The organism is Shewanella sp. TB7-MNA-CIBAN-0143, assembly GCF_040310065.1.
Classification (GTDB): domain Bacteria; phylum Pseudomonadota; class Gammaproteobacteria; order Enterobacterales; family Shewanellaceae; genus Shewanella.
Genome location: NZ_JBEOPL010000182.1, coordinates 1 through 210, shown reverse-complemented (window position 1 = coordinate 210; position 210 = coordinate 1). Strand labels below are relative to the sequence as shown.

At 41.9% G+C, this 210-nt stretch carries 1 tRNA gene; it reads left to right on the top strand.

Annotation, left to right across the window (positions count from 1 at the left end):
• The first annotated feature begins 131 nt into the window (after positions 1-131).
• Positions 132-207 (top strand) — tRNA-Gly (locus tag AAEY97_RS21570).
• Positions 208-210: the final 3 nt, after the last annotated feature.

Here is a 210-nt window from a genome sequence, read left to right as displayed (position 1 = left end):
ATGATTTTGATAGTACGCGACATTAGCTCAGTTGGTAGAGCGATACCTTGCCAAGGTATAGGTCATCAGTTCGAACCCCTCTTTATTTATAAAGAAGGTCGCTCCAATTTTCTACATGATTTTGATAGTACGCGACATTAGCTCAGTTGGTAGAGCGATACCTTGCCAAGGTATAGGTCATCAGTTCGAACCTGATATGTCGCTCCAAAT